This window comes from Planctomycetia bacterium (assembly GCA_016795155.1).
GTDB lineage: Bacteria > Planctomycetota > Planctomycetia > Gemmatales > HRBIN36 > JAEUIE01.
Genome location: JAEUIE010000005.1, coordinates 39,106 through 59,925, shown reverse-complemented (window position 1 = coordinate 59,925; position 20,820 = coordinate 39,106). Strand labels below are relative to the sequence as shown.

At 50.1% G+C, this 20,820-nt stretch carries 15 protein-coding genes and 1 tRNA gene; 8 read left to right on the top strand and 8 right to left on the bottom strand.

All coding sequences use genetic code 11. The features are described from left to right. Positions 1-89 precede the first annotated feature (89 nt). Entirely contained in the window at positions 90-680 is a 591-nt protein-coding gene (locus JNJ77_02315) for an RNA polymerase sigma factor (GenBank protein MBL8821393.1), read from the top strand. Then, positions 677-4,948 carry a hypothetical protein gene (locus tag JNJ77_02310; protein ID MBL8821392.1) on the top strand — a complete coding sequence of 1,424 codons (4,272 nt, stop codon included), beginning with the start codon at positions 677-679 and terminating at the stop codon, positions 4,946-4,948. The genes JNJ77_02315 and JNJ77_02310 overlap by 4 nt, the downstream gene beginning before the upstream one ends. Before the next feature lies 1 nt (position 4,949). Here JNJ77_02310 and mnmE read toward each other — a convergent pair whose 3' ends face one another. After that, positions 4,950-6,371, bottom strand: a complete 1,422-nt coding sequence (mnmE, locus tag JNJ77_02305) for a tRNA uridine-5-carboxymethylaminomethyl(34) synthesis GTPase MnmE (protein MBL8821391.1) — start codon at positions 6,369-6,371, stop codon at positions 4,950-4,952. Between the two features lie 227 nt (positions 6,372-6,598). Between mnmE and JNJ77_02300 the strand changes: the two genes are divergently transcribed. Beyond that, a complete protein-coding gene (locus tag JNJ77_02300; GenBank protein MBL8821390.1) occupies positions 6,599-7,948 on the top strand; it encodes an MFS transporter in 1,350 nt (449 codons plus the stop codon). Positions 7,949-8,002: 54 nt separating this feature from the next. Here the strand turns inward: JNJ77_02300 and JNJ77_02295 are convergent, their stop codons facing one another. Together JNJ77_02295 and JNJ77_02290 are read right to left on the bottom strand one after the other, a co-directional pair. Next, positions 8,003-8,242 (bottom strand): hypothetical protein, encoded by a 240-nt coding sequence (locus JNJ77_02295; protein MBL8821389.1) that lies wholly within the window; start codon positions 8,240-8,242, stop codon positions 8,003-8,005. Between the two features lie 73 nt (positions 8,243-8,315). After that, positions 8,316-8,387 (bottom strand) — tRNA-Val (locus JNJ77_02290). Positions 8,388-8,556: 169 nt separating this feature from the next. Between JNJ77_02290 and lspA the strand changes: the two genes are divergently transcribed. Genes lspA through lipB form a run of 3 tightly spaced genes read left to right on the top strand, consistent with a single transcriptional unit; the run spans position 8,557 to position 10,492 of the window. After that, positions 8,557-9,141, top strand: coding sequence for a signal peptidase II (lspA, locus tag JNJ77_02285; protein MBL8821388.1), 585 nt, complete (start codon positions 8,557-8,559; stop codon positions 9,139-9,141). Beyond that, positions 9,138-9,818 (top strand): LON peptidase substrate-binding domain-containing protein, encoded by a 681-nt coding sequence (locus JNJ77_02280; GenBank protein ID MBL8821387.1) that lies wholly within the window; start codon positions 9,138-9,140, stop codon positions 9,816-9,818. Before lspA ends, JNJ77_02280 begins: the two co-directional genes overlap by 4 nt. Then, positions 9,818-10,492 (top strand): lipoyl(octanoyl) transferase LipB, encoded by a 675-nt coding sequence (gene lipB / locus JNJ77_02275; protein ID MBL8821386.1) that lies wholly within the window; start codon positions 9,818-9,820, stop codon positions 10,490-10,492. The genes JNJ77_02280 and lipB overlap by 1 nt, the downstream gene beginning before the upstream one ends. On the opposite strand, the gene JNJ77_02270 is transcribed toward lipB, so the two are convergent. From JNJ77_02270 to JNJ77_02255, 4 genes are all read right to left on the bottom strand, one after another. Continuing rightward, a complete protein-coding gene (locus JNJ77_02270; protein ID MBL8821385.1) occupies positions 10,489-12,885 on the bottom strand; it encodes a TonB-dependent receptor in 2,397 nt (798 codons plus the stop codon). The two genes, lipB and JNJ77_02270, sit on opposite strands and share 4 nt — an antisense overlap. A gap of 263 nt (positions 12,886-13,148) precedes the next feature. After that, positions 13,149-13,619 carry a GNAT family N-acetyltransferase gene (locus JNJ77_02265; GenBank protein MBL8821384.1) on the bottom strand — a complete coding sequence of 157 codons (471 nt, stop codon included), beginning with the start codon at positions 13,617-13,619 and terminating at the stop codon, positions 13,149-13,151. 28 nt (positions 13,620-13,647) lie between these two features. Continuing rightward, positions 13,648-16,566, bottom strand: a complete 2,919-nt coding sequence (locus JNJ77_02260; protein MBL8821383.1) for a M28 family peptidase — start codon at positions 16,564-16,566, stop codon at positions 13,648-13,650. Between the two features lie 166 nt (positions 16,567-16,732). Further along, on the bottom strand, positions 16,733-17,215 hold the full coding sequence (locus JNJ77_02255; protein ID MBL8821382.1) for an HIT family protein: 483 nt from the start codon (positions 17,213-17,215) through the stop codon (positions 16,733-16,735). Positions 17,216-17,305: 90 nt separating this feature from the next. Here JNJ77_02255 and JNJ77_02250 point away from each other — a divergent pair, with 90 nt between their 5' ends. Beyond that, complete coding sequence (locus tag JNJ77_02250) at positions 17,306-19,444, top strand: serine/threonine protein kinase (GenBank protein ID MBL8821381.1); 2,139 nt, start codon at positions 17,306-17,308, stop codon at positions 19,442-19,444. 7 nt (positions 19,445-19,451) lie between these two features. After that, positions 19,452-20,186, top strand: a complete 735-nt coding sequence (locus tag JNJ77_02245; protein ID MBL8821380.1) for a sigma-70 family RNA polymerase sigma factor — start codon at positions 19,452-19,454, stop codon at positions 20,184-20,186. An 8-nt stretch (positions 20,187-20,194) separates the two neighbouring features. Here JNJ77_02245 and JNJ77_02240 read toward each other — a convergent pair whose 3' ends face one another. After that, positions 20,195-20,803 (bottom strand): hypothetical protein, encoded by a 609-nt coding sequence (locus JNJ77_02240; GenBank protein ID MBL8821379.1) that lies wholly within the window; start codon positions 20,801-20,803, stop codon positions 20,195-20,197. Positions 20,804-20,820 lie beyond the last annotated feature (17 nt).

The window sequence follows — 20,820 nt, the reverse complement described above, 5'->3', positions numbered from 1 at the left end:
GTCAATTATCTCATCTCCAAGACTTGCAAATAGTTACATCCTCGATCAAACTATGCGAAGTAGTTTGTCGTCTTTTCTGTTAGACGGATATGAGTGTATCAGCCATGCAGGCAGATCTGGGGTTGGTTCAGACTGCCACCACGCCTGATCCGGCGCCGCCGGAATGCAGCATGGGGGATGCACTGGTTCGCGCCTTCAACGAAGCTCGAGGCGAATTGGTAGGAACCCTGGTGTATCTTCTGGGCAACCAGGAAGATGCCCATGATGCCGCCCAGGAAGCCTTCATGAAGTGTTGGCGTAACCTGGCAGAACTTGGCCAGGTGCAGAATCTGCGAGCTTTCATATTCCGTGTTGCCATGAACACTGCAACGGACATGCGACGCAGTGCATGGCGGCGAAAAGCCAAACCCATGGGTGAGGAAGACATGTACGCCGCTCCTGCCAACTCATCGCTGGAACGCATGGAACAGCATGAACAGGTAGAGCGTCTTCGCCATGCCATCAAAACGCTGCGTCAGGAAGAGCAGGAGATTTTTCTGCTCAGGCAGAATGGTGAATTAACTTACGAACAAATTGCCGAGATCAGAAACGTGCCAGTGGGAACTGTCAAAACACAAATGCGAACTGCACTGCTTAAATTGCGAAAGGTGCTGGAAGACTGCACGGGAGGATTATCATGACGACGTGCCAAGGCTGTCAAGAACGGCTTTTCGAGTACGTCTACGGGCTGCTCGATGGACCTGAGATGGCTGTTGCAATCCAAAAGCACATGGCTCAGTGCGCCAGTTGCGAACAGTCTTACCAGAAGGTTCTACAACAGCAGAAGATGCTGGCACAGGCAAGTCGTTTTGAAACCGCCATCCAGTTTGCAGCACCAAAAGTCGAAATATCAAAACCAGTAACTCTGCGCACTCGATCCCAGGCTACAGCCTGGTATGTATCCATTGCCAGCCTGGTATTTGCGTTGCTCGTCGGTATGGGCGGAGTCTATTGGTGGGGCCAGGCAACCAAGGGTCAGGCGCTAGCCATGGCTCGTGAGCGATTCGATGAACTCAACCGACCCATGCCTGTGGCCGACAAAAGCCTCCTTCTGATACAGCAAATCAAGGATCAAGAAAAAAACATTGCGGAACTCAGCAAGAATCTGGCAAATCTGGAAAGCAAAACGCAACAAGATTTAATGGCCAAGACTGCTTATCAACAGGTATTGGTCCCTACTTCGGTTCAAGCCAATACCGATGCCCCAGTGGTTGTTTTGAACAATCTTCTCAACGGCCAGCCAGCCCCAATGTCATCACTTCAACTTGGCATGCGCGGCACCGAAAGCGGACAGTCTGCACAGAACTATCAATATCAGAATCGTCAAAGTGCTGCTTCCAACAAGTTGAATTTTTCGGTTCCCTCACTCGCTTACCAGCAGTATGCCGGCAAAGTGATCAGCAACGAAGTTCTTCAGGATACTCAGCCTCTCAACAGCTTGCAGAAGATCACGCACCCGCTGGAGATACTGAAGGCGGAATACGCTGCCCATCTGTGTCTCGATAAGCCGTTGTATCAACCAGGCGAGGAACTCTTCTTCCGTGCCGTCGCCCTCGACAAGACAAACTTTGCTGCTTGTCGGGAACAGTTGCAGTTTCTGGTAAAACTCATCGGGCCAGATCAGAAAGTGCTTTCAACTTGGAACAAGACTGCTCAGTTGTTCGATTCGAATCAGCAGCAGTTAGTTCGTGATTTCCAGGGCAAACCCTTGCAGGGCGTTGCCAGTGGATCATTCGTTCTGCCTGAAAATATGCCTCTTGGTGAATCGCAACTTATCTTGACTGAAAAGAATGATCGCTTTCCGCCACAAGTTACCACCTTCCTGGTAAACTCCTTTGCACCACCTCTGTACAACAAGTCATTTCAGTTTGATCGGGTTTCTTATTCACCTGGCGAACAGGTGATTGTTACCGGCCAGGTCAATACCACTGGCAATCAACCACTAAAAGACTCCATCATGGAAAGCCAGATAACCATTGATGGTGAACAGTATAATCTGCAAGGCAAAAAATCTGCTGATCGAAACACAGGAAAGACCGATGCGTTCGGTAAAGTGCGTTTCGTATTCACCTTGCCTGAAAAAGTAACTCAGGGTCAAGGAACACTGTCATTCCGATTTACCAACTCGATGGGCACCGATACCTGGACACAGCCTTTCCGTATTGAAACGAATCGGCTGCATGTTTATTGCTATCCTGAAGGTGGTGATCTGATTGCAGGCACCACCAATCTTGTTTACTTCGAAGTAAAGAATGATCGTGGTGAACCAGTTGACAGCGAGGCAGAATTGCTTGACAGCCAGGATAAGGTTGTTGCTACGCTCAGTACCTTTCACGATGAATCTGAATACAAAGTTTCACGAGGCATGGGAAGTTTTCAATTCACTCCCAAGAATCAAGATTCGTACAAACTACGCAGCAGGAAGCCCGCCAATCAAGCAGTCTCCATGAATCTTCCTGCCGCCAAAGCATCAGGAACTGTACTGCATATTGAAAAATCCGTTTTGCCAGCACACGCGCCACTTCAACTGCATTTAAGCAATCGGGGCAAGTCTCGTGAACTGGTAGTCGCCGTGCATTGTCGAGGCGTGTTGATTGCACTCGATCAGCACAAAATGGAAGCTGATGCCAAACAAGTGTTACAAATCGATCCTGTTTCAGCACCCGGTGGAGTATACCGCGTTACTATTTCTGAGTTGTCATCAGTAACTGAACCTCCTCAGCTGATTCCATTGGCAGAACGCCTCGTTTACAGGCAACCAGATAAGAATCTCGGCCTGAAGCTGAGTACCCGTCAAGAGCCTGGCAAACCGCTGATGCTCGGAATTGATGCTGTAAACGAAGCTCAACAACCTGTACCTGCCTTTGTCACAATTGCTGGCGTCAATCAATCGCTGCTGCAGTTGGCTGATACATCGACGCAGCGAAGCCTGCCAGCTCATTTCCTTCTGGCTCAGGAAGTTCGTCAGCCTGAGGAACTGGAACATGCAGACTTCTTCCTCAGCCAGCATCCCCGTGCATCGCAGGCTTTAGACCTGCTTTTAGGAGTGCAAGGCTGGAGACGATTCAAAGAAGTCAACGCACCGGAACTGGCTGCCAGAATCAACAACTTCAACAGGCTGCCAATTCATTATTTTGACAATCGGCAGGAAATGCTTGACCAGGTGAAGTTACGGACAAGAGCCAGTGTTCAGGAATCGAGCCTGTCCAAGGATCTAGCTGCAGCACAAGAGCGATTATCTTCCCTCAAGAAAGATCTTGATGTTCAGACGTTGTTGAACAAACAAACACTTCAGGATCAGGAATTATCCATCAAGAAAGCTGAGCAGCAGAAGTACCTGCGTGAACAGGAATGGAGTCAATTCTCAACGTGGTTCCACATTCTGAGTGCAGGACTACTGGGCATTACCAGCCTTGCTGGTCTTGCCGCTGTCTACATCAAGCGATCCTTTATGCCGTGGCATCTTATTCTGACGTTGGGTGGTTTAAGCGTATTGGGATTTGCAGGCACAGCGTTGCTCTGGAATTATCATGCCGAGCCTGTTCAAATCAAAACTATTGAACTTGGCAAGTCGAATGAACTCCGAGAAGCGACCGCTCCTGCACCTGCTGGATCGGAATTAACAGAAGTATTACAGGCTGCCAAGCTTCGTACAGCGTCAGGTGGTGCTACAGGAGCAGGAGATAGAAGCGGGGAAAATACAGTTACACTGGTGAATCCATCCAATGCAGTTAGTGCAGCAAAACCATCAGGTAACGCTGTTCTCGATGCCGGTCCTGGCGAAAAACAGGCTGAACGCAGGCAGGCACCATCGGTTGCCATGCCGCCTGCTGCTGTTCCTGGCAAGGAATTGGAAAAGGCAATGGCAATGAAGACCGATAATCTTCCCTCTCCTCAATTAAGCTCGATGCGGTCTGCGAATAAGGACACAGCCCCGCCGCAGGCCCCTGGAAAGGTGCAAATCACCAGGCAGAACAAGAAACTGCCTTCTGCAATCGACAACCATTTGTCACTCGAAAAAGGGGCAACAGGCAAGCTTTCCATCGAACCTGGAAACGCGAATGCCAAGGACTCACTCGCTGAGAATTTACGTGCCAACCGAGACATAGTTCCTGGTGGAATCGGCGGATTCAAGCAGGATAAAACTGTTCCTCCTCCCAGCAGAAAAGAGAAAAGTGCCAATACCTCTGACAAGAAAAATGAAGCTCAGGACTTTGTTGACACTCAGAATAATGAAGCAAAAGCTGCCAACTTTTTTGTTCGCGAATACGCCTGGGGCCAGGAAAGCCTGACAAGAAAACGACTTGCCTCCTGGACGCAAACCGTGTTCTGGAAACCTTTCCAGATGATTCCCCCGCAGGGAAGAATTGAACTACCTGTTCACTTGCCTGAGAACGAAGGTGTTTATCGATTCGATGTATTCGGATTTGATGGTGCAGGTCGCCTGGGTGCCTCAACAATTGACATTTCCGTCAAAGCTACCAGCAGCAAAGCGAAACCTTTGACTCTGGAAACCAGAATCCGCCAGCCGGAAGCTCGAATCAATGACGTTGTTCAACTCGAATGCCAGTTACAAAACACCACTTCGCGTTTACAGCCGAATATTATCGTAAAAATCAACCTCCCAGCTGGGCTTAGATTGCCGGAAAACTTGAAACAGATCAATGCAGCCATCAAAGCAAGCAAGCCAACAGGCACTGCTGAGCCCGTTCGCTGGAACATGAAAGGATCTGAGCTGAAGTTGGAAATCCCTGAATTGGCAACAGAACAGTCATTCAGGGTCGTTCTTGATCTGGTATGCCAGGAAGCTGGAGAATTCACAGCCAAGCCATCAAAAGCATATCTGGAAAATCAGATTCAGGATGCCACAGATTCGTCGCGTCTTTCGATTCGCATCAAGCAGCGATGATCTACTTGCCTATACAGAACTGACTGAAGATTCTTCCGAGCAGGTCTTCGGTATATACCGCGCCTACCATGCACCCAATCTGATCCAGTGCAGTCCGTAATTCTGCAGCGACCAGTTCCATATGTTGATGCTCATGCAGCAGTTCGCCGGCTTGCACCAGACTCTTGATACTTGATTCCAGATGCTTCTGGCAACGATGGAGACTGGGAGAAATCAGTGCAGGCATCATGCATAGTCTGGCATGCTCTGCCAGTTTGAGACGCAAAGTTGCTATCCCAGCTCCCGTTACCGTGCTGGTTTGTATCGCTTGTGATATTGCAGGCTCACCAGGTAGATCACTTTTGGTGGCAACCAGAAGCAACTTATCATTAGGCCATTGTTGTATCAATCGGTGCTCCGAATCATCAAGGCCTTTGGTTGAATCAAAACAATAGAGCAGAAGCGAAGCAGAATGCATTTGTTCGTGTCGCAGAGCCTGCGCTTGCTGTTCAATAGTGCCGGTGGCCTGTTCACTACCTGCTGTATCAATCAGTTCCAGGCTAACGCCCTGCACCTGCAAAGTTCGGGTCAGGTAATCGCGTGTAGTGCCAGGTTGAGCACTGACTAATGCACTGTTCTGTCCAACCAGAGTATTGAACAGGCTGCTCTTGCCTGCATTGGGCATTCCCGCAAGTACTACTCGAAACACGGCTGAAGATTTGCCCTGTTCACGCAGACGATCCTGAACATCCATCAGGGCAGACCTGCAGGCGTCCACTCGCCACAGCAATGAATCGTTATCAATCAGGGAGAGGTCTTCATCGGCAAAGTCCAAGCCAGCTTCCACTTCCGCCAGCAATAACAGAATTTCTTCACGCAGAGCATCCAGAGGCCGGGACAAGCCACCAGCCAGTTGAGTCAAGGCTGTTCGCAGTTCCTGCGAATCACTTGAAGTCGAAAGTGCATGGACCGCTTCTACCTGTGTTAAATCGAGCTTACCAGCAAGGAAGGCTCGCAGCGTAAACTCTCCGGGCTCAGCCAGCCTGGCTCCCATTTCAAGCAGATGATCCAGCAGCGCCTGTACCAGCGGTGGGCTGCTGACCAGGTGCAGTTCCACCAGATCCTGCCCGGTGTAAGTCCAAGGGCCTTGCCAGGCTTGAATCTGCACTGGCAAAGGGCTGAAGAAATCAGGCAGCCTGAGTTGCGACGGAAATCTGCCCTGCACCATTTCCGCTGAGATATCTTCCTTGGGATGCAGCAGCGAACGGACAACAGACCAGGCGTGATTCCCCGTGAGGCGAAGAATGGCCCGGGCACCCTGCCCTTGCGGCGTAGCAGGAGCTACTATCAAGTCTTCATAGTTGATAGATCGTTCGGGACTAAGGCCACTGACATTCTTGAGCAATGTCGCGGGGCGAGCCTGACTGGATGACAGCGAGAGCATGATTGCTCCTGTCAGCACCATTACAGCATCCCGCTATCATGGTGAGTGCTTCCTTGTCACATCGGTAAGCGAGTCCCACTATGGCTTACCTTGGTATCATGATATACGTGCACCAGCGAAAAACCAAGTAGCACTGGTTGAAGCTTCTATGAAGGCTGGTGTCTTCGAAACGAGTCCACCATCTGAATGTAACGCTACGAGTCAGGTGTTGTAATACAACAAATCGTATGGCAGCTCATGACGCACCGGTTGCAGACCAAAGTTCTGAATCGTCACTGCAACGATTAAAGTACAACTTACGCATGGAGTGCATTTTCAATGCGCTCAATGGCGTATTCATGGGCACCATCCTTTACGCCGCCCATGTCATTGCACTCAAGAGCCTGCATGCCAACCAGTGGCATATCACCATCATGACCTGTGCATTCCCATGCGGCGCATTCATCGGCCCGCTCTGGGCTCGACTGGGCGCACGATGGGGCATGCAGAAACTGGTTCTCCGCATGGCTATCTGGGCCAACGTTCCATTACTCTTAACGCCATTGGTGGAGTATTTGCCCTGCGGAACCGCCGCCGACTGGTTCACACTATTTATCGCCATCAGCCAGTTGGCATTTTCAGCCATGAGAATGGGGCAATCGAGCCTGTATCATGCCACGTATCCGCGCACCATGCGTGGCCGTGTATTAGGCTGGCTGGTGTTCTGGAATTTCATTTCCATGGTGCTGGTGGTCATTGCTATCGGCTATCTCGTCGATGAAGAACGGGGATACAGTGCAGAGAATTACCGCTGGTTGTGTCCACTGGCTGCATTATTCGGATTCGTTGCATGCCTGGCCTATGCTAAAGTGAAACCACCTCAAGCCGTACAGGAATCAGTCAGTACTCTTGGAAGCGCTTACCGGGCAGTCAAACAGATTCTAAAAAATGACCACGCTTATCGACGATTTCAACTTGGATATTTCCTATCTGGCTCAGCTTTCTTCCTGTCTGTCCATCTGGTGCTGGTGATGTGCAAGGAGGATCTGGGGTTTTCCTCGCTGGAATTAGCACTCTGGCTTGCAGTTGTGCCACAAACCTTTCTGGCTGTTACCTCCCCGATCTGGGGTCGGCTCATGGATCAGATGGGCATCGAACAGGCACGTTTCTTTATTGCATCAGTCATGACGATTTACCTTCTCTTTTACTTTGCCGGTATCGTCTGGTCTGTGCCACACTTGATCATCGTTGCCAGCGTACTGCGTGGTGTTGCTGAAGGTGGCGGGCAGGTAACCTGGGCACTGGCCTCGGTCCAGTTTGCGCCCTCTGCAGCTGATGTTCCCATGTACAACGGCATCCATTTCTGGCTCAACGGCATTCGTGGATTAATCATGCCCTGGATCGGAACGCAGTTGTTTGTTCTCTTCGGAGTCAATGCACTTCTTGGAGGAATACTGGCTTCAGCTGCTGCCATTGCCGTTGTCGTCTGGTCGCTCAGCGACGACAGGAGGCTGCGTGCAGTTACGCAACCTGCCCATCAACTGATCGAGGAAGAAGTTGATGCAACGACGGCGACAACATCCGTCATCAATGAATAATGACAAATAAAAAGAGCCTGGATACTCCAGGCTCAATCTACTCAATGGCTGATACTACTTCTTGGCAAGAACTGCCTTCACATCAGCATCGGTAATATGCATTTCAGGTTTACCCAGCAGATTGGATAACCAGTTGCGTACCACTTTGGAATAGGGTGGTTTGGCTGCATTCAAAATGGTCATCATCCGCTTTTCGCGACGTACACGTTCTGCAGCTTTGCGGGGGCCATTGATTGCCTTGGCTTCTTTCTGCTTGACAGCACGCAGACGAAATCGATCTCCACGCTTACCCATAACGGTTTCCTGGCAATTGATGCAAATGGAATTGGCTTGATACTTTATGAAGTTTCAGGCCACTGGTAAAGAGTGGGCGCTACAGGATTCGAACCTGTGACCCCCTCGGTGTAAGCGAGGTGCACTACCGCTGTGCTAAACGCCCGATAGGTTATCATTGTCAGTGTTCCTGTTGCTGGTGGCAAGGTATGATAGCCAGGAACTTCTGAATACTTGATTGGGTATAATGAGCTTGCCAGCCCTTCCAGAATACGTCATACCTCCCTATGGCAATAGCCTCTTTCTTCAGAATGACTGGATAAGGACTCGTCAGCGTGAAAACATACCCCTCCTTTAAATGGTTAGTCACCTTCTTCCTCATTGCTGCCCTGGGCTTCCTAGCAGATTGGACTTCTAAGAATTATTTCTCCGGAACCTTGAGTGATGAGGAACGGCAAAACGCCATCATTGTCAGGACAGACATAATCCCTCCAGTGTTCAGCCTTTTGAAAAACTCTCCCTTGAATAAAGGAGCACTCTTCAGCCTGGGCAATCAATGGGGACTGACTGCCAACGCGGTTTTCATCACCATCAGCAGTCTGGCTATTCTTGGAATCGTTGGCTGGGCTCTCTGGCCTCACAACCATCGCAACAGTTTATACACCATCGTATTGGCATTGATTCTGTCTGGAGCTTTGGGAAATTGCATGGATCGCCTGTTCTACGGTGGTGTACGAGATTGGATCTGGGTTTACTATCAACGTGGCGAAAATGATTACCCGTTTAACTGGCCTGTCTTCAACCTTGCAGATTGTTTCCTGGTGGGTGGAGCTATTATGCTGTTACTGCATGGTTTACTCTGGCCTGCTCCTGTAAAATCTGTGGGAACGCCTGAGACAAAAACTGCTCAACCTGCATGAACCCGATCCTGCACATTGATGGCTTTGAAGGAACAGCACGACTGTTCCCTTTGCCTGATTTTGTCATGATGCCTCATGTGCTCAAGAACTTTCACATTTTTGAACCGCGATACAGGGAACTGGTAAGAGACTCACTGAGTAAAGACAAGTTGATTGCCATGGTGCTCCCCCGTCAGGGGTGGGAAAAAGACTACGAAGGTACTTTTCCCATTTACACGGTAGGCTGCCTGGCATCCATCCATGAACACGAAAAACTGGAGGATGGCAGATACAATATTCTGCTGCGTGGTCTTTGCCGCATTGAACTCGAACACGAACTACTGACCCACACGCTTTATCGACAGGCGAAGGTCAAGTTGCAACCTGACCCGCATGTGATGGATGAGGGCAGACTCCGCAATCAACTGGAGAAAGAAGTACTTCCCTGGTTGTCGGAAGAAGGTGAAGGGCGTAGCCAGTTCATCAAGTTGATGCACAGCCAGGCTCCACTGGGAACCATTGTCGATGTTGTCAGCTTCGCCCTACCCATCCTGTCTGATTGGAAGCAGCAATTGCTCGAAATATTCAATGTTCCTGATCGGGTTCGAAAACTCTGCGAACTGTTGCATTCCGTCGAACCATTCAAACAAAACACATCCAATCCTCGTAAAAATCCACCGGATTTCAGTACAAATTAATGGTTGATCCTCCACTGATCATTGAATGCCTTGGCCGCGTTGCCTACCTGGATGCCTGGCAACTACAGAAAAAATACCTGAGTGAAATTGCATCGGGAAATCGTCCGCCTACCCTACTCCTGCTCGAACACCCGCGAACCATTACACTGGGACGATCTGCCAAATCAGAAAACCTCTTAATGACTGAAGAGGCATATCGCCAACGAGGCATTGCATTTCACCACATCGAACGAGGCGGCGATGTAACCTATCATGGCCCCGGACAACTAGTTGGCTACCCGCTGATTCCACTCATCATCAAGGTAGGTGATTTTCTTCGCGAACTCGAACAGTTGCTGCTGCGAGTTGTGAAACACCTGGGCATTACAGCTCGGCCCAGCCCTGGTTATGCTGGTCTCTGGACAACTCTGAGAGATGGTACCGAAGCCAAGCTGGCTTCCATTGGTATTGCGGTCTCTCAGCGAGTGACCTACCACGGTTTCGCACTCAATGTGACAACCAATCTTGATGATTTCAAGCTGATCGTACCATGTGGCATCAGTCAGGTGCGTATGACATCGCTTCAGGAATTGCTGGGCACTTCGCCTACCATGGAAGACGTAATGGAACTCGTCCGACAGGAAGTACAACAGTGCCGATGGTTCAACAAGGAACCATCGGCAATAACCTCTTAATATCTCAGTTCCAATCCACAATAGACTGTTCGGCCCGGCTGGAAAACACCCAGACCTGTTCGAAGATCGAGATGCTCTCGATAGAAGACGTTAAATGCGTTTTCCATACCGGCAGTCAGCAATACGCCTTCCTTCATCTGCCAGTAGGCCCGCATGTCCCAGACCTGGAAGCTGGCCGTAGGCTGCTCCAGCAACGAAGCAGCCACCATGTTCTGGCTATCGACCACACGCCAGATTACATCCAGACCATAGGTTGGATTCTTGCCGGGTTCATGCAGTCGAACACCAAAACGTGAATCAAGAGGTGTAATCATGGGCAATGGTTCTGAATCAGGATTTGGTAAACCCAGAAGCGGATTGCCTCGATTACCACGAGTATGATCCTGGCCGCGAACGTATGTCAGCGTGGCGAAAGGTGTCAGAACATCGCTCAGATCATATTCTGCATAGGCTTCACCACCATACAGGGTTGCCAGCCCCGTGTTTACAAAGCGAACCTGCAAGGCATCGTTTGCTTCCAGCACGATTTTCCCCTGCACATCTCCAATCGCTGCAAACGTTACATAGTCGTTCACCCATGCGTGGAAGAAATTTAACCCACCACGGAAACGTTCATAGTTGGCTTTGAATCCTATATCAATCTGGAACAGTTTTTCAGGCTCGAGTTCCGGGTTGCCCAAAACCGAAGTGAAACCCTGTTGCAACGATGCCAGGAATGGCCCCACAGCATAGAGTTCCGTGGGAGTACCTGGCCTCATCGAATAACCAATACCACCCAGCAAAGTGATGTTATCGGTCATCAGATATTCAGCATTCGCATAGGTCAGCCACAGCGTGAAGTCACGATCAAGCCTGTCTACTCCCAGAGCGTCTGCAATCGCCGTTGAATGATCGCAGCCGCAGCCACAATCTGGTTCTCCAAAGCCAGGCGGGACTGCAACTACATTCGAATTCATGAAGTCCACTCTACCACCAAACTTCAGTGTCAGGCGTTGGTTGACAGGGGTTCGATTCTCGAAGAAGAAACCAGCCGTATTGGTCTGTTCGGTGCGAGGCACCGGATAATTCAGATCGCAGGGAATTTCGAAAAGACGATCATACTCATTGAGCCGCTGACTCAGATAACGCCAATCGCTACCAATGGTCCACTGCACATCGTTGGCTCGACCCCAGGTAATTGCAGACTGTACACCACCCGTCGAAATCTGGCCATCAGTAAAACCGATAAAGCCACTTTCGTTGAGTTCAGGAATTTGTTGACGCTTTCCTGAACCCTGTGCATTACCTTTAAAACTGGTCTGATTGTACCATCCAAGAACTTCCAATTGATCGAAATACCGTTGATTGCTCAGCAAGTAACGGGCACGCCAGCCATCGGTCATCAGCAGGCTGGTATCAAAAACCTGCCCAGGGAATTCCAGACCGGTCTGATCCAGCCTGATGTAGCCAAATTCCACTTTTGAATTGGCTGTCGGGTCGAAGCCATAGACAAAGTCAACATCGCGTGCATTGTAACTGGTGGGCAGTTGTTCACCATTACCCATCGTGTAATCATTTCCAGTTCGGTGGCCGTAACTCATCCGCATGCCCCAGTCTGATCCACCGCCGAAGATCGATTGCCTGCCATAGAACTGCTCGCCGTTATCCTTGTACGTTGAAGCAGTTCGCCCATGCCATTCCGTACCGTTCTGGTAGCGGGGCGTATCGTTGGTTTCAATGTCAATAAATGCGAACCCTGGACCATATCGAGCTGAGTAAGGTCCTTTGTACACAATCACGTCACGGATGAGGCCTGAATCAATCTTGCTCAGGAATGTATCCATATCATTGCGTGCAGGGAACCAAAAGCCACCATCAGCCCAGGTGTTGATCTGCCCTAATCGGTAACCTCGGATGCGGGCTTCATTGGCAATGGGCGAACGGCGTTGTGCTTCAATACCGGTACCACTGCGTGCCAGCAAATCACCTGCATCAGTACTGGCCAACAACTGTGATTGCGAACCACCGATGACACCCGTGCTACCAGGCGAAGCAGCAGCTGATACACGCTCAGCACTGGCGCCGGAACCAGCCAGGCTACCGGTGGTGCTGCTCTGCGGGCTGGCATTCAGTGCCTGCTGAATGTCGGCTGATAAGCCTAATCCGCTTTGTGTTGATTGTGGCTGGGTGGGGACTGCCGGAACTACTGGGGCAACATCCTGTACCCGTTCCACCATGGGGTCAAAGTAAATCACTGCTTCGGGCAGATGGGCAACCACTTTTGGTTTTTCTGGTGGCGCCACTGCTACCTGCTTGCCCTCTTGAGCATGCAGGATGCCTGCCCATAAGCTTGTGGCACCCACAACAGCCAGTAATTTTGCTGATTTCAACGAAGATTTGTTGCGCAGAGACATGGGTCCTCCTGACCACAATGCCAATTGCCTGGCTGAAGGGGTGAACTCCCGATGCACGCATCCATGCAGCATCTTTGTAAATTTCGGCACCTTTGATTACTTCTATTCAGACGGAATAGACAGCATGCCTGAGAAGTCTGGCAAGCTGGGTAACACTTGCTGAAGGTATCAAATGTAGGTTACCACGAATTATCAACTCAGCTCTGAACTTCTTGCCTGTCCATTTTTGATGATTTCTTTAACAAATTGCATGAAGTTCTCAATTAATTGAGTCGCTTGCGAAAAACCACCAGATCGTCGTGGTCTGCGTAGAAATCGCGAATCACCGCTTCTTTTTCATAGTTCAACTTCTCGTAGAAGCGACGTGTCAGCGAATAATGAGGCAGGGACGAAGTTTCTATCAGCAACAGCCTGCCCTGCTTGTTTCGGATGTCTTCTTCGACATGTGCCATGAGCCTCGAGCCAGTCCCTTTGGTTTGAATATCCACTCGAACAGCGATCCAGTAGAGATACCAGGTGCGTTCAGTCATAGCGGCAGGTGCGTAGTAGGCAAAGCCGATAATCTGTCCATCTTCTTCCACAGTAACACAGCGATGCTGTTCTGCGTGATTGGTATCATGGTAATCATCAAGCACCTCGTTCAAAGCTACAATCTCATGCGGCTTAAAGACGAGTGTACCTTCTGCAAGTGCAAGTAATTCTGGCGTATCAGCAGGCACAGTGGCACGAATCAAGAATGCAACTCCTGAAACAAGTAGTTAGTTATGTTGTAGTCAGATCATAGTGTACTGTTTCTGGTTTTGCCGCCCGTGCCACAGATTCGATAGTGATGGCGCAAACCGCTGCTCCATAATCCAGATCGATATTCTCCATCGTATCGTGTGTGTCGTGGTAACCCGTGCGATTGATGTCATAATTCTCCATAAAGAGCACACAGGGCACGCCTACATCAGAAAAGATCTGTGCGTCTGTATTGAAGAGCGTGCTTTTGGGATCGGAAGGCACCCTTACATGACCGGACAGCTCAAGAAATGGGGCCATTTCGGGAATAGCAGCTCCATGGGGACTGCGGCGACTTCGTGGCAGTCCAAGTCTTTTTTGGCTTTTGTTCCAATATGGTACGGAAGTATTCCAGATCTCATTTGCGATATGGGCCTGGTAGGCCAACCACATCGAAGCGGGTTCGTTGCCTGGCGAAATCTGAAAGATGTCGCGTTCATGATCATGGTTGTAGGCGATCATGTCTGAGACATAGAGACCGCGTACGGTGACTTTGGATAAATCCCTGGTCTTGCCATTTGGCAATCGTAACTTTAACGAACGACTGACAAGCCTGGCAGCGAGCGCTCTGGCACCCAGGCAATCGGCTGGAAATTCCTCGCCCGTCAGGTGGACAAGCCAGATGTCACATCCCAGTTTGCCTTGTCGGCTCATTTCGAGAAAAATCGGGGCAGCCAGCATCAGTGATGCAGTGGCGGAATAATTATCGTCAGCGCCACATGCCGCCAGGCGCGCTCCAGTTCCGCCACGTTCCGTTTCGTACTTATCCTCCATAAACGCCGTATCGTAATGATCGGCCATAATAACCGCTTCAGAACAATTACGTCCAGGAATCATGATGAGCAAATTGCGCTCTGCACGTGTTTTCTCGTTTTTACGCCAGCCACCCATCCAGGAATAATCAGCATCGGTTCGCCATTGGAAAGGTACATCCCCTGCCAGAGCTTTTCCTGTCATCCTGGCTGCCTTGATTGCCTTCTGGTAGTACGCCAGAAGATCGTCACCTAACTGATCCAACTGGCGCTCGTGATAGGGTATGACCTGTTGCGTTGCCTCATCCAGCACACAATCGGCATTGTTCTTGTTGATGAGCGGAGATTCAGCCAGCGAGGCTATCGTCTTCCAGTAATCTACTTCGAAGGAGCGATTGGCAGTATTCGAATAGGTCAGGGATTCAGGAATCCGTCCAGCTTTGATTTTCAGTTCTGGTGACTGATCGGGCACGACTATTTCGCGGATGCGGTTCGCCACCTGTTCAGGCAGTTTCGCTAACCAGCGTTTGCCCGCTCCCTCACGATCAAGCCCCATGATACGCCGGGCAAATTGGACAGGCAGTGGTTTAGCGCCAAACAGTGCATAGGCATGAGTCAGTTTTCTAACATTTCGAACCTGAATGGGCACTTGTCGCTTACGGGTGTAGTCCTCGCCTTCCAAAGCTGTCATCAGCACATCGCGTTTCTGCATCCTTGGCCAAAGTTCGATGGCTCTTTCCAGTCGTGGTTTCTCCGCATCGTAGGCTGTAAAATATCCCAACGGAGCATCGTCCACGACAGCTGTTTCGCCTGCAGAATTACGAAAAGCCACCAGTGGCCGATGCCAATACACTTCATGATGACCGACGCGCATGGCCGGAAACAGGAAACGATAGCCGAACACTCCGCCTGCTTTCACTGCACGTATGGTTTTTTTGATTTGAGATGGTGAAGCGTTGGGGCCGTCCAAGAGTAATTCCGGCTTCTGAGTCCAGATCTGAACATTGCGAGCCATAGGTTTGCCATACAATCCCAGATCTTCGGGAACGGTACTAAACCAGACATTCAGAAGGGAGGATTCCTGTCCGATCAGTTCAATCTGATCCTGATCGCGCAGAATCTTCTGCCAGCGGTGTGTTCGTTTGAAAGTGTTTCTCAGATGCCCAGCGGTATTAGCGTACTCTGGTTGCTCACTGGTGGGCTGATGGAACAAGCCAGATTGTGGAACACGAATGCCTATGGGCGATTCATGATAATCAACATTAGCCAGTAACGGGATTTGTAAACCAAGCGGCAACTGTGGATAAATACGGCGAGCACGGTCTACTCCCCAGAAGACCAGACTGCCAGGAAACGGAAGCAAGGCCAGGCGACCTTTCAGATAGCCTTCACGCACTGCGACAGGCATGCGCCCGAATGGTCGAAACGTTACCAGATACTTCACTGCCTCGCTTGGTTCATCATCCTGAAATTGAAACGGCTTGGTCCACGAGGGCAATTCCCCTTCACTCCAGAATGGGAAATCGGGTTTATCATCGGTAAGGATTCGTAAACCAGCCTGGCGTAAGTCATTGCTATCAGAAACGGATATTCCATAGACTGAGTTCAACAAACGGCAGAAAAATTGAATGCCATCCTCTGCCGGCGCTTCTACACCCGGTGCTGTATAAAAGCTTTTCCAGAAGGCCTTGCTTGGACCTTGTTCGCTGTTGCCAAAGAGTGTCCAGCGTACTCGACCTTTATCATCCTGCGTTCGTGAAAGAGATATAGGCAATAACAGAACACATGGATCGTTCTTGAGATTCGCCTGAGCTAACTCGGCAGGCCAAAAGGGGTTTTCTCGACTGATGTGCCTGGGTAAACCCGTGTCTGGGTTTCCATCCTGTAATCGTTTCAGTCGTCTGAGAAGATCCCTGGCAATTTGATGAAGACCAGGTTGAAGCTCTAATGCCTCATCAAACTCATGTACTTTCCATCCATAAGGGTCATCTCGCGAAAACAAATAATTGTTGATAGGTACCGGGCCATAAGGCTTCCAGCCAACGCGAGGCGGCGGCATATATTCGGAATAAGCATTGATGTGAAACTCGGAGTCACCTTTTAAGTAATCATCCTTAGGAATTAATTGGTGCCAACCAGCATGTGACATGTACTATCTCCAACTTGAATTTTCTGACGACTTATTTCATAAGAGACGGAAGGCTACACTATGACTGCCCGATAATAACCAATCATCTTCAGAATTGAACTGTTAATAGTGCCAGTCGGGACTTTTTGAAATCGTCCCCCATGTTATTAGTCAAATAGCTCGTTCCTTATGCTGAACCAATCAACTTCCGAATCTGTTCCTTTAATGCCTTGATGATGGCTGTACGTCCCCGAATGCTGGATTGCCATCGTTTCTTGAGTTCAGCATCTGCTTCTGCCTTGGCAATATCCAGCCAGACCGCCTGCAAATGATTCGGATCTGATTCTTGTCGGGGAAACAGATGCCAGTGCAAATGAGGCATCTGATTCCCCAACCATTCGTAATTGATTTTCCGAGGTTTCACCACAGCATGGATGGCCTGTGCGGTAAGTGTCACTTCATCCATCAAGGTGTGCCGATCCTGTGGACAGACTTCAAAAAGCTCAGTGAAATGACTTTTCGCAGTCACCACACAGTAGCCTTCGTAGTACTGCCAAGTCCCCAGGAACACCATACTGGTGGCAAACTCCCATACCAGTTCATCTGCATGACGCTGCTGATAATCAGCGATCTTCTGGCAAAGTGAACATGGAGAGCCTTGCGATGACATAGTAATTATCCTGAATGAAACCTGAGAATTGACTGTCTGCCGGAACCTTTGTTACACTGCCAATTCGAAATCGCAGGAAGATGTACCATAATGTCGGAACCCAATGCAACCCTGGTTCAAAAACCGAAAATCTCTCCTCCACTTCAGGTTGATCCGCTTCCACTCGTGAGTGGCTACGAGATGATCAAAGTGCTGGGTCAGGGTGGTATGGGCAAAGTCTATCTAGCGTTACATCTTCAGCAGAACCGGCTGGTAGCCTTGAAAGTTGTCACTTCACCCAGTCAACATGTTGAAGATCGTTTCCAGCAGGAAATACTGGCGATAGCCAGCTTGAAACATCACCACATTGCACAGATATACGAAAATGGCCAGGTTGAGGGTCGCCCTTATTACAGCATGGAATACCTGGCTGGTGGAACGCTCAGCCAACGACTCAAGGAAGCGGTGTTGACTCCACAGCAAGCAGCCCGCGTGATCATTCAGCTTGCGCATGCAATGCATTACGCCCATTCGCAGGGGATTCTGCATCGCGACCTCAAACCAGGTAATGTGCTTCTGGAAAAAACGAATGACAACTCTATCGTTCCAAAAATCGCCGACTTTGGCCTGGCCAAACGCATGCTGGAAGATGCTCAACTCACCCAAACGGGCGATCTGTTCGGCAGCCCCAGTTATATGTCACCTGAACAGGCATCCGGTATTTCCAAACTGACACCCGCCACCGATATCTATGCACTGGGCGCCATTCTTTATGAATGTCTCACAGGCCGTCCACCATTCCTTGGAACTGATCCGATGCAGACCATGCTCATGGTGCTCAGTGATGATCCGCTGCCACCACGCCAGTTGCAGCCTCAGCTGCCTCGCGATCTCAACACGATCTGCATGAAATGTCTGGAAAAGTTGCCGAAGAAGCGTTTTGAAAGTGCGGAAGCCCTGGCACTTGAACTCGAACGATTTCTCAGCGGTGAACCCATCCAGGCCAGGCCTGTTGGCCCTGTGGAACGACTGGTGAAATGGGCACGTCGAAGACCCTGGCAGGCTGCAGCCGTTGCTCTTACTTTGGCACTGATGATGGCGTTGGCTGCAGGATTGGCTTACATGCAACACGCTAATCAGCAGATTTCCAACGCCAAAGATAATGCAACCGAGGCTTACACCTTATCTCGCGATAGTCTGATCTCCATTCTGAAAAACAATACCGAGTTATTGAGCACTCTGCCTCAGGCAGAACAGTTGACCATTGAATCGTATCGCCCGGTCATTGAATTATTTCGGTCGCTCGATAAACTTCGACCTGATGATCGCCCAACCATACTGGCACGACTGGAAACACTTTATCAGTATTTCGTGACTCAGGTACTGTACCATCGTCACGACGATGCCCGAAACACACTCGTTGAAACTACCCAACTGCTTCAAACCAAGCTGGTACAATTTCCACAGGACACGGAATTAAAACTCTATCAGATCAAACACTTGATTAATCAAGGCTGGCTGGCCCGTCGGCAATCTAAACCTGCGGAAGCACAAATCTCTGAAAAGCAGGCACAGGGTATGCTGGAGGAATTCCTGAAACTTTCTCCAAACGATACCCGGTTTCTGAAGCTTTCGATTGATCTGCTGAACAACCAGATTGGTGATGCAATCGCTGAGCAGAAATTTGAAACTGCCCTCGAGCACTATCGGTCTATCGTCGAATTCAGAAAGACTATCTTTCAGGAAGAACCAGACGGCCAGAACGCATCCTTACTCATGGGTTCCCAGAAAAGCCTGGCGACCTTTCTGCTGGCTACGCGCCGTTTCGATGAGGCGGAAAAACTGCTCCTCGCTATTCAAACACAACTACCCAGGCTACAGATTCCAGATGCTGACAAACTGAACCAGCAGGCACTGCTCAACATATCTTTCGGTGATGTTGCCCGTTCGCGACAAGCGTGGAAACCGGCCGAGGAATTTTACGCGAAGGCATCCAGGGTGATGCAATCGCTTCGAACCCAGTTTCCCCTGAACTCGAGTTTTCTTTACGATGACCTGTCGATTCAGGGCAAACTGATCGAACTGAATCTGGAACGTGGAAATATCACAATTGGTCTTCCTCAACTTCGATCGTTCGTTACGATGGTGGACAAAATGCTTGAGGAACATCCCGAGTATACTTCGATTGCCAGCATGCAACGACACTATCGCGCACTGCTGCAGAAACTGGAGTCATCCCGCCAACAGTGAGGAAGCCATGGCTGAACGCATCGATGCCATCACCACACGCTGGAGCCTGTTGCGACTGGCGCATGGCAACCACCCCGATACCAGTAAAGCACGACAGATGCTGGTGCTTCGCTATGCTTCTGCCGTTCGCAAATATGTGGGCGCCATCGTGCGTTCCGGCGATGATGCCGACGAACTGGCCCAGGATGTAGTCCTTCGGCTGATGCGAGGTGACTTTGCCGGGGCAGATCCGACACGTGGCCGCTTTCGCGATTTTCTGAAGACTGCTGTCAGAAACATGATTCAGAATCACTGGGCCAAACAGGGACGCAGGCAAACCGAAACACTCATCACGGAACCTGGGAAAAATGACGAGCAGCGGGAAGCAGAGTGGCTCGGCGCCTGGCAGAAAACCGTTCTGGATCATGCTCTCGCCAGTTGTCGCGACGACGATGATCATCAGGGTGGTTCAATCTACTTGCTGCTCAAACTCCGGATGGATCATCCGGAAGCAACTTCAGAAACCCTGGCGGAACTGCTTTCCGCTCGCTTGCAGACAACAGTCAAACCCGATGCCTGCAGGCAGATGCTCCGGCGGGCAAGGTTCAAACTCGCCCAAGCACTTGTCGAAGAAATTGAAAACGGGCTGGAGGAAGATTCTCCAGCCCGCGTGCTCGATGAACTGGCTGCACTGGGTCTGTTGGAACATGTCAAAGACTTTCTGCCAGCCGATTATTCCACCAGTGGAAAGCTGCAACTTTGAAGTAACTGCTAGTTCTTCGGCCTGAGCGGAACCCAGTAGCCATATTCATTCAGGTACGAGTAATTACCATATTGATCGAGATAAAACGTTCGTCCAGCCGAATCTGCTGTGAATCCCGGACGGGTGTACGGCAATTGGACCTGCGAGCCGTTCGGCAGCAGATAATGCTGATTCCCTGCAATCACATCCCCAAATTCACGGTTCCGAGTCATTGCGTTATCAAATCCTCTCTGCATCGATTCTGAAGCATCGCGATGAGCTTTGCTTAAATCTGCATAGGCAGATTTCTCGCGCTCGATGCGATTCCTTTCCGACTTGAGAAACCGATTGATTCCTTCAGGCGTACCACCCGCGGTTTGAGCGAGCCAATGCACATAAGGCTTGTATGCCAGGGTACCACCCGCCTGGCGAAATTCCTGATATCGTTTTTGTATTTCAGGCATACGCATCATCTGCTGGATAGTGTTTTCCAGTCGGGCATCTGCCTGCCGGACGATACGTTCCAGTTCTGATAAGTCTCCGTAGTCCATTCTGATCAATCCTCCATAGCCATACTGGGCACATGCTGCTGAGGTCGAGCAAAATGCCAGAATAAGCGACAGGTTTCTTGCAAACATGGTTTTTCTCCGGTTAA

Coding starts and splice junctions, on each gene's coding strand:
- JNJ77_02260 (MBL8821383.1), bottom strand. CDS start 16,566: ATGTCACATGCTGGTTGGCACCAATTAATTCCTAAGGATGATTACTTA.
- lipB (MBL8821386.1), top strand. CDS start 9,818: ATGGTTGATCCTCCACTGATCATTGAATGCCTTGGCCGCGTTGCCTAC.
- JNJ77_02240 (MBL8821379.1), bottom strand. CDS start 20,803: ATGTTTGCAAGAAACCTGTCGCTTATTCTGGCATTTTGCTCGACCTCA.
- JNJ77_02280 (MBL8821387.1), top strand. CDS start 9,138: ATGAACCCGATCCTGCACATTGATGGCTTTGAAGGAACAGCACGACTG.
- JNJ77_02270 (MBL8821385.1), bottom strand. CDS start 12,885: ATGTCTCTGCGCAACAAATCTTCGTTGAAATCAGCAAAATTACTGGCT.
- JNJ77_02295 (MBL8821389.1), bottom strand. CDS start 8,242: ATGGGTAAGCGTGGAGATCGATTTCGTCTGCGTGCTGTCAAGCAGAAA.
- JNJ77_02300 (MBL8821390.1), top strand. CDS start 6,599: ATGGCAGCTCATGACGCACCGGTTGCAGACCAAAGTTCTGAATCGTCA.
- JNJ77_02315 (MBL8821393.1), top strand. CDS start 90: ATGAGTGTATCAGCCATGCAGGCAGATCTGGGGTTGGTTCAGACTGCC.
- JNJ77_02245 (MBL8821380.1), top strand. CDS start 19,452: ATGGCTGAACGCATCGATGCCATCACCACACGCTGGAGCCTGTTGCGA.
- mnmE (MBL8821391.1), bottom strand. CDS start 6,371: ATGCTCTCGCTGTCATCCAGTCAGGCTCGCCCCGCGACATTGCTCAAG.
- JNJ77_02310 (MBL8821392.1), top strand. CDS start 677: ATGACGACGTGCCAAGGCTGTCAAGAACGGCTTTTCGAGTACGTCTAC.
- JNJ77_02255 (MBL8821382.1), bottom strand. CDS start 17,215: ATGTCATCGCAAGGCTCTCCATGTTCACTTTGCCAGAAGATCGCTGAT.
- JNJ77_02250 (MBL8821381.1), top strand. CDS start 17,306: ATGTCGGAACCCAATGCAACCCTGGTTCAAAAACCGAAAATCTCTCCT.